This window comes from Nonomuraea sp. NPDC004580, from assembly GCF_040609855.1.
In the GTDB taxonomy this organism is placed as follows: domain Bacteria; phylum Actinomycetota; class Actinomycetes; order Streptosporangiales; family Streptosporangiaceae; genus Nonomuraea; species Nonomuraea salmonea.
Genome location: NZ_JBEXLH010000077.1, coordinates 26,996 through 35,377 on the forward strand (window position 1 = coordinate 26,996; position 8,382 = coordinate 35,377).

Sequence of the window (8,382 nt, forward strand, 5' to 3'; positions counted from 1 at the left end):
CTCTTCCAGACTGCTGTCAGCTTATGTAGCTGGCTGTCCGGAATCTTCTGGGCACCTCACTAAGGGGGAACGGCGCTATAGCACTGATGCGATTCATTCGTGACATCGCCTCTGGACCCGAACGCGGACCGGCCTCTGTTCAAGCAACTCGCCGACCGGGTTCGCGAGCAGATCCGGACCGGCGAGCTACCGTCCGATCACAAGCTCCCGTCGCTGCATCGGCTCGCCAACATGCACGGCGTCGGGGTGGCCACCGTGGAGGACGCCCTGGCGCAGCTTCGCGGGGAAGGATTGCTCGAGACGCGCAAGGGCGTCGGCAGCTTCGTTCTGGAAGAGTTCGAACGCCGCCGGGGTGACCGTGGAAGGTCCCGCGTTCGTGGAGGCGCGCATGCCGACGCCCCACGAGCAGCGCGAGCTCGTCCTGCCCGCGCAGGGTGTGCCGGTTCTCGTGGTGGAGGACGGCCAGGAGAAGTTGCCCCCGGCTAACCGGACGAGACTCGAGATCCCGCCCCGCAGCTGACACGGCGGTGATCACCGCGCGAACCTTCTGCAACCGGTGCTGCCCCAGCAACTCGCGCACGAGCCGCACCGATTCCGGCTCGATGGGCGCCGGTGGGGCGACCTGCGCGCTGGCGGCGGCGCTCTCGATGGCGTCCGCCCAGTCCTTCAGCGTTCCAAGACGGCGTCCTGGACCAAGGACCGTTGGACGAACATGCTGGTGCACTTCACGCCGATCGTCTTCGCGCCCTGCCGGATCCGCGACCCGCACAGGTATCTGGAGAGGTCACCCTTCGTCGTCATGTGCATGCCTCCACGGCAGCGACCGCAGCACCGGAATCCGGAGAACGGGTGCAGGGACGTGCGGTCCTTGCGCGGCTGGGCCTTCATCTCCCGCCGGGTCTCCTGGTAGGCGTCCCAGGTCTCCTGTGAGATCACCGGCGCGTGCGCGCCCGGGGAACAGCACCCGCCACCTACAGGCCGACGGTTTGCCGCACCGGCATTCAGGATCGTGCACGCTGATGAATCCTGCGCCGAAGCCGCGGTCGAGCAGAACTCGCTCTCTCCCCACTCGGACCCGCCGGGTGTCCGGATGCCCTGGCGGTTGAGCAGCAGCGCCCCCTTGTAGAAGCTGCGCTCCTGCAGCCACCGCTGGTAGCTGTCGGAGAGGACTTGCGCCATGCCGGAGACGACATCGGGCTCGTAACGCTCCGGGCCGTCCGCGGGGCTGGGCAGGGTCCGATCGTGGAACACGGGATGGGGCTGCGGCCTCGTCGCACGTACCCGAAGTAATTGCCGCCTAGAGGCGGGAGGCTGCGCTTGAGCCTGTTCCGAAACGCCTCGCTCATCGCGCGCCGACGAAATCCGAGTAGTAGGCGGCGAACTCGAAGTGGATGCCCCGGGCGAGTCTGCCTGACGGGGTGCGCGCGTCGAGGTCCTCGGTGGCGGACAGCAGTTCGCCGCCCGCTCGTTCGATCCGGCCGAGGTGGATCGGGTTGCCTTCGCGGTCGCGGTTGAATCGGGAGAACTCCCAGACAATGATCGCGTACGTTCTGCCCTGCTCGATCGCGGCGACGGCCTTGGTGATGTCGCGGTTGAAGTTGCGGCCGGTGACGTCCAGCTCGATGATCCAGCCTCCGCGCGGCCACTCCCCATCCGGGATGTAGTAGCCCTTGCGGGCGGCGCACGCCCGGATGGCGTCCATTTCTCAGGCGAGATCTTCTCTCCCAGCATCATGGAGACGCGGACGTAGCCGATCGCCGAAAGGATCTTCTGGTCGTTGATGCCGCTAACGGGCGCATGGTTCACTCGTTCATCATTCCGAGTGATGCGTTCTAGTACGGCGCTCAGATGAGTGCCGGCATCTCTGGAGCCCGCGTCCGGGCCCGCCTCGCGGTCCACCACACCGACGAGATTAGGGGAGATCCTCACCGCCGCGACACCCGGCCCGGCGGGTGGTCCATGCCGCGTTCACTTCCACGTCCAGAGCGGCACCTCACGCAGCGGCAGGTGCCTCGAGGTCGACAATCCCGCGGGCGTCGGCCGGGCCGTCCTGCCGCCCGACGGCGCTTTCCTGCAGATCGGGGACTGCTTCCCGGACAAGTCCTGCGTGCATGGGCGGATCAACCGGTCGTGGGAGCTCAGGTTCCGACCGCGGGCAGCAGGCCGGTGACGAGGGCGCGGACGCCCTTGGCGTAGGTGTCGCGGGCCGTCAGCTCCTCCCAGCGGCCGGCGATCTCGCTGAGGCGGGGGAACTCCGCCGCGTCCAGGCCGGTGAAGACCTGCTCGCGGTAGGTGGGGCCGCCCTGCTCGCGGCGCCGGCGGGCGGCCGCGCGGCCGCCGATCTCGCCGGCCGTGTAGTGCCAGATGATCCGGTACGCGTCCACGGCCTCCTCCATCGGCAGTCCCGCCCGCAGGCCGGCGTCGACGATCCGGTCGGGGTACCACAGCGCGCCCACCGCCAGCAGGTCGTCGGCGCGCAGCACGTCGACCGCCCACGGGCAGCCCGAGACGGCCTCGTGCATGGCCAGCGCGGCGGTGATCGCGCGTTCGCGGGGGTCGTCGGGCAGGTCGGGGCGCGGGATGCCGGCGGCGTAGTCGTCGAGCAGCAGCACCAGCAGCTCGTCCTTGTCGCGTACGTGCCGGTAGAGCGCCATCGGCGTGCTGCCGACCTCTCGGGCCAGCCTGCGCATGGTCAGCTCGCCCACTCCGTCCTGCTCGATGACCCGCCAGGCGGCGGTGACGATCTCCGCCCGGGAGATGCGGGGCGGCCTTCCTGTACGCGTCGGCATGACCGCCATGCTACTTTGTGTACGTGTATACAAAGTCGTTGGCCATCCCCGTCCTCGCCTTCGCCGTCGCCGTGGGCTCCCTGCAGATGACCGTCGTCGTCCCCCTGCTGCCCGGCCTCGAACGCCTGCTGCACGCCCCGCCCACCACCGTCTCCTGGGCGCTCACCGCCGGCATGCTGTCCGGGGCCGTGTCGATCCCGCTGCTGGCCCGCCTCGGCGACATGTACGGCCGCCGCACCATGGCCCTGCTCACCCTCGCCCTCCTGGCCGCCGGATCGGTGCTCAGCGCCGTCGCCGACGCGCTGCCGCTGCTGCTGGCCGGCCGCGTCCTGCAGGGCACCGCCGCGCCGCTGCTCCCCCTGTCCATGGGCCTGGTCAGGCAGCTCGTACCACCCGACCGGCTGCCCGCCGCGATCGGCGTGCTCAGCGCCACCCTCGGCGCCGGCTGCGGCGGCGGCCTCATCATGGCCGGGCTGCTCGACGGTGACCACCGGGCGGTCTTCTGGGCCCAGGCCGCGCTCGCCGCCCTCAGCCTGCTGCTGGTGGCCGCCGTGGTGCGCGAGAGCCACGCCCGCGCACCCGGACGTCCCGACCTGGCCGGCGCGGCGCTCGTCGCCCTCTGGCTCGGCAGCCTGCTGCTGGCGGTCAGCAAGGGCGCCGCGTGGGGCTGGACCTCACCGGCCACCCTCGGCCTGTTCGCCGCCGCCGTCGCCGGGGCCGCGGTCTGGGTCGTGACCGCCCGCCGCACCCCGCAGCCGCTCATCGAGATCCCCATGCTCCTGCACCGCGCCACCGTCGGGGCGACCGTGGCGTCGTTCCTCATGGGGCTCGCCCTGTTCACCGCCATCACCACCGTCTCGGCCGTCGCGCAGGGCCGCCTCGGCGCCTCGGTGCTGCAGGTCGGCCTCTACCTGCTGCCCACGACCCTGCTCATGCTCGTGACGTCCGTGCTCGCCGGGCCGCTCATGCGCCGCTACACCGCCTCGACCCTCGTGGCGGCCGGGTCCGCGCTGGTGAGCGCCTCCGCCCTGTGGCTGGCCCTGTCCGGCTCCTCCCCCATGGACCTGTACGGCGCGGCGACCGTGCTCGGCCTGGGCACCGGCCTCGGCTACGCCGCCCTCGGCACCATGGCCGTCGAACACGTCGAACCCGCCAAGACCGCCGCGGCCGGCGGCATCAACGCCCTGGTCAGGATCGCCGGCAGCAGCGTCGCGGGAGCCGTCGGCGCCGCCGTGCTCGACGCCGGCGGCCCGGCATGGACGTTCGGCGTCGCCGCCGCGGCCGGGCTGCTCGCCGCCCTCTTCGCCACCGCCCACACCCACCTCACCCGCACACCGACCCGAGAGATGGAACCGGTTTGACATCCTCCCCCTCGTCAACGAGGGGGATTCCCACGGTCGCCCGTGAGGCTTCCTGCTTCACAGCCGGTCGCCCTGTCCGAGAGGACTCTCGTTGAGGTCTTACACCCGCTCCACAGGCGTTTCAGCTCTCCGCCAGCCCGGCGGCGAGCACGTTCTTGGCCGCGTTGACGTCCCGGTCGTGGACCGCGCCGCAGGCACACATCCACTCCCGGACGTCCAGCGGCATCTTCTCCCGCAGGGCCCCGCACGCCGAACACAGCTTGGAGGAGGGGAACCAGCGGTCGACCGCCACCACGGTCCGCCCGTACCATCGCGCCTTGTACTCCAGCATGGCGCGCATCTGGCGCCAGGAGGCGTCGGAGATGGCGCGGGCCAGACTGCGGCTCTTGACCATGTTGCGGATGGTCAGGTTTTCCACGGCGATCACTTGATTATCGCGAACAAGCCGTGTCGTGACCTTGTGCAGGTGATCTCTTCTGCGGTCGGCGATCCGGGCGTACACCCTGGCGACCTTCACTCTGGCCTTGGCGCGGTTGTTCGACCCCTTGGCCTTACGGGCCAGGGCCCGCTGAGCCTTGGCCAGCTTGCGCCGATCGGCGCGCTCATGCTTGGGGTTGACGATCTTCTCCCCGGTCGAGAGCGTCGCCAGCGCGGTGATGCCCGCATCCACACCGACGCTCCGCCCGGCAGGCGCAAGCGGGCTGATCTTCTCCTCGACCAGGAGGGACACGAACCAGCGTCCCGCGCTGTCGCGCGAGACGGTGACCGTGGACGGCCGCGCACCCTCCGGCAGCGGACGCGACCACACGATATCGAGCGGCGTGTCCATCTTCGCCAGCGTCAAGGTGCCCTCACGCCAGCGGAACGCCGAGCGGGTGTACTCCGCCGACGCCCGGGACCTCTTCCGGGACTTGAACGTGGGGTACCTGGCGCGCCTGGCGAAGAAGTGCGCGAACGCCGCCTGCAAGTGGCGCAGCGCCTGCTGCAGAGGGACCGACGACACCTCGAACAAGAAGTCGTAGCCTCCGCTGCGCTTCCACTCCGTCAGGCGCGCAGAAGACTCCACATAGGAGACGCGGCGGCCTTCCAGCCGGTAGGCGCGGGTGCGCTCCTCCAGTGCCTTGTTGTAGACGAGACGGACGCAACCGAACGTCCGCGCAAGCTCACCGGCCTGCTCAGGAGTCGGATAGAAGCGGTACTTGTAGGCCCGCTTCACGATCTGCGCCACAACCCACAACCTACCGTCGATCAACAACAGATCGCATGCGCGTTCGATGAATACGGTTCGCCTGGCAGTGAACCGGCTGCCCCTGTCCTTCTCCGCAGGGGTCCGATTCCTTCCCCGCCTGAAGGCGGGGGTTTCCACGGAGGTATCTGATGAGCGACCGCATCGCCGCCTGGGGCGACGAACTGATCAAACTGCACGACGGCTTCCGCCGGGACCTCGCCGCGCTGCGCGAGTCCCGGATGGACGCGGCCGACCTGCGTACACACTGCCTGACCTTCTGCGACGCCCTGCACGCCCACCACGAAGGCGAGGACGGCGCCCTGTTCCCGCACCTCGCCACCGAGCACCCCGAACTGGCCGACGTCCTCGCCAGGCTCCGCCAGGAGCACCAGGTGGTCGCCACCCTCATGAACGAGATCAGGCGCCTGCTCGACCACGACCGGAGCCGGATCCAGGCCGAACTCGACCGGCTCACCACGAAACTGGAGGCCCACCTCGACTACGAGGAACAGCAGCTCGTCCCGGTGCTCAACACGATGCTCACCCTCCCCGACGACGTCTGACCCGCCAGAGGGGAAGGGACCGCCGGAGAGGGGACCGCCGGAGAGGGGCGTCGCAGGGGCTGCCGCTGTAGCGTTCAAGGTGGGACGGAAGGAGGCGCCCATGCTCGCCCGCCTCGCCCTGACGGCGGCACTCGCGCTGCTGGCCGTCCGCTGCGACGGAGCGCCACCCGCGCCCGTCCCGCCCTCCCCCGCCGCCCAGCCCGGCATCACCAGCGGCTGCCAGTCCGCCGACCGGCTGGGACCGGGCACCCACCGCCTCGCCCACGACGGGCTCAGCCGCCGCTTCCTGCTCGCCCTGCCCGGCGGCGACGACCCCCACCCCCTCATCCTCGACCTGCACGGGCTCAACTCCACCGCCGCCCGCCAGAACGCCTACAGCCGCCTGGCCGAGCACGGCACAAGCCGCGGCTACATCGTCGCCACCCCCCAGGCCGCCGACGGCCACATGGGCTGGACCCTGCCCCGCACCGCCGGCCCCGACGACACCGGCTTCCTCACCGCGCTGCTCGCCCACCTCGGACGCCGCCTGTGCGTGCGCGCCGACCGCCAGTTCGCCGCCGGCATGTCCTACGGCGCCGCCATGGCCACCGGCCTCATCTGCGCCCTCGACGGCAAGCTGTCGGCCGTGGCCGCCGTCGCCGGCATCAACATCGCCCGGCCCTGCCGGCCACCCGCCCCCACCACGATCATCGCCTTCCACGGCACCGGCGACCGCATCGTCCCCTACGACGGCGGCCACCCCTTCCGCGACGCCACCGGCGACCTGCGCGAACTCGCCGGCCTCATCGTCCTCGACCCCGTCGAGCGCGCCACCGCAGGCTGGGCCGACCTGCTCGGCTGCACCGGCCCCGCCGCCACCACCCCCGCCCCCCGCGTACGCCTGCACCATTGGACCTGCCCCGGCGCCACCCTGCGCCTCTACACCATCGCCGGCGGCGGCCACACCTGGCCCGGCGCCATGCCCGTCCCCCGCCTCGGCCACACCACCCGAAACCTCGACGCCACCCGCCTCATCCTCGATGCCTTCGACCGCGCACCCTCCCGCTGAGCAGCCGCTACTCTTGTCGCTCATGAGTCAGGTGGGACAGGCGACGGCGCGCGCCCTGCTGCGCAGGCTGGCCGTCGAACAGGCCGAGTGCAGGGTGCCGTCGCTGACGGCGGCGATCGTCCGCGACGGGCGGACCGCATGGTTCGGCGGCAGAGGCCGCGTCGGCGACCAGCAGCCCACGCCCGCCACCCAATACCGCATCGGATCCATCACCAAGAGCATGGTCGCCGTCGTCGTCATGCGGCTGCGCGACGAAGGCGCCCTCGACCTCAACGACCCCCTCGAACGGCACCTGCCCGGCACCCAGGTCGGCCACCTGACCATCGGCCAGCTGATGTCCCACACCGCCGGCCTGACCGCCGAGCCGCCCACCGACTGGTGGGAGCGCACCCCCGGCATCCCCGCCCACGACCTGCTCGACCGCCTCGGCGGACCCGAGCTGAAGCACCGTCCCGGCCGCCGCTTCCACTACTCCAACGTCGGGTTCGCGCTGCTCGGCGAGCTGGTGGGCCGGCTGCGCGGCACCACCTGGCTCAAGGCCCTGCGCGCCGAGGTGCTCGACCCGCTCGGCATGCACGACACCACCCCGCGCCCCCGCCCGCCCCACGCCACCGGCTACGCCGTCCACCCCTACGCCGACGTCGTGCTCGCCGAGCCCGAACACGACGCCGACGCCATGGGCCCGGCGGGCCAGCTGTGGTCCACCCCGCACGACCTGGCCCGCTGGGCCGCGTTCCTGTCCGGCCACACCAGCGGCGTGCTGCCCGCCGCCACCCTCGCCGAGATGCGCGAACCCATCGGCGTCGACGACGGCCACACCTGGAGCGGCGGGTTCGGGCTCGGCCTGCAGCTCTCCCGCGCCCGCGGCCGCCGCCTGGCCGGCCACACCGGCTCCATGCCCGGCTTCCTGGCCACCGTGTGGGCCGACCCCGACGAGGACACCGGCGTGCTGTTCATGGCCAACACCACCTCCGGCCTCACCGGCGCCCTCGCCGACGACCTGCTCGACATCCTGCACGAGTACGAGCCGCGCCTGCCCGACGAATGGCAGCCCGCCCCCGCCGACCCCGACCTGCTCGCCCTGACCGGCCTGTGGCACTGGGGCCCCAAGCCGTACGTGCTGAGCCTGCTGCCCGACCGCGGCCTGGCGCTGGAGCCGGTCGGCGGCCGTGGCCGCGCCTCCCGCTTCGTCGCCCGGGACGACGGCACCTGGCTCGGCCTCGACGGCTACTACGCCGGCGAGACGCTCAAGGTGGCCCCCGACCACCTCGACCTCAACACCTTCGTCTTCACCCGCGACCCCTACGACCCCGCCGCCCCGCTGCCGGGCGGCCCCGGCGACTGGCACGCCTGACGAGGCGGGGCCGGCGCAGGGGCCGGCGCCGGCCGAGGC

9 protein-coding genes and 2 pseudogenes are annotated in these 8,382 nt (G+C 71.6%); 6 read left to right on the forward strand and 5 right to left on the reverse strand.

The features are described 5' to 3' along the window. Window positions 1-99: 99 nt before the first annotated feature. Window positions 100-267: pseudogene (locus ABZW11_RS41365) on the forward strand (GntR family transcriptional regulator); the annotation flags it as partial. Here the strand turns inward: ABZW11_RS41365 and ABZW11_RS41370 are convergent. Continuing rightward, a complete protein-coding gene (locus ABZW11_RS41370) occupies window positions 187-390 on the reverse strand; it encodes a hypothetical protein (protein WP_355430320.1) in 204 nt (67 codons plus the stop codon). The pseudogene ABZW11_RS41365 and the gene ABZW11_RS41370 sit on opposite strands and share 81 nt — an antisense overlap. Between ABZW11_RS41370 and ABZW11_RS41375 the strand changes: the two genes are divergently transcribed. Further along, entirely contained in the window at window positions 389-520 is a 132-nt protein-coding gene (locus ABZW11_RS41375) for a hypothetical protein (RefSeq protein WP_355430322.1), read from the forward strand. The genes ABZW11_RS41370 and ABZW11_RS41375 overlap by 2 nt on opposite strands. 146 nt (window positions 521-666) lie before the next feature. Here the strand turns inward: ABZW11_RS41375 and ABZW11_RS41380 are convergent, their stop codons facing one another. The 3 genes from ABZW11_RS41380 to ABZW11_RS41390 all read right to left on the reverse strand — a co-directional run bounded on the left by ABZW11_RS41380 (window position 667) and on the right by ABZW11_RS41390 (window position 2,789). Next, a complete protein-coding gene (locus ABZW11_RS41380; RefSeq protein ID WP_355430300.1) occupies window positions 667-1,251 on the reverse strand; it encodes a zinc ribbon domain-containing protein in 585 nt (194 codons plus the stop codon). Between the two features lie 91 nt (window positions 1,252-1,342). After that, complete coding sequence (locus tag ABZW11_RS41385) at window positions 1,343-1,702, reverse strand: recombinase family protein (RefSeq protein WP_355430303.1); 360 nt, start codon at window positions 1,700-1,702, stop codon at window positions 1,343-1,345. 436 nt (window positions 1,703-2,138) lie between these two features. Beyond that, window positions 2,139-2,789: a TetR family transcriptional regulator gene (locus tag ABZW11_RS41390; RefSeq protein WP_355430306.1), complete on the reverse strand. Its 651-nt coding sequence runs from the start codon at window positions 2,787-2,789 to the stop codon at window positions 2,139-2,141. 38 nt (window positions 2,790-2,827) lie between these two features. Here ABZW11_RS41390 and ABZW11_RS41395 point away from each other — a divergent pair, with 38 nt between their 5' ends. Beyond that, a complete protein-coding gene (locus ABZW11_RS41395) occupies window positions 2,828-4,150 on the forward strand; it encodes an MFS transporter (protein WP_355430309.1) in 1,323 nt (440 codons plus the stop codon). Here ABZW11_RS41395 and ABZW11_RS41400 read toward each other — a convergent pair. Further along, window positions 4,113-5,378 (reverse strand): annotated as a pseudogene (locus ABZW11_RS41400) (RNA-guided endonuclease TnpB family protein). The gene ABZW11_RS41395 and the pseudogene ABZW11_RS41400 overlap by 38 nt on opposite strands. Window positions 5,379-5,527: 149 nt before the next feature. Here ABZW11_RS41400 and ABZW11_RS41405 point away from each other — a divergent pair. From ABZW11_RS41405 to ABZW11_RS41415, 3 genes are all read left to right on the forward strand, one after another. After that, on the forward strand, window positions 5,528-5,941 hold the full coding sequence (locus ABZW11_RS41405; protein WP_355430311.1) for a hemerythrin domain-containing protein: 414 nt from the start codon (window positions 5,528-5,530) through the stop codon (window positions 5,939-5,941). Between the two features lie 100 nt (window positions 5,942-6,041). Next, entirely contained in the window at window positions 6,042-6,989 is a 948-nt protein-coding gene (locus tag ABZW11_RS41410) for a hypothetical protein (protein ID WP_355430314.1), read from the forward strand. 22 nt (window positions 6,990-7,011) lie between these two features. Then, a complete protein-coding gene (locus ABZW11_RS41415) occupies window positions 7,012-8,343 on the forward strand; it encodes a serine hydrolase domain-containing protein (RefSeq protein ID WP_355430317.1) in 1,332 nt (443 codons plus the stop codon). The last annotated feature ends 39 nt before the right edge of the window (window positions 8,344-8,382 follow it).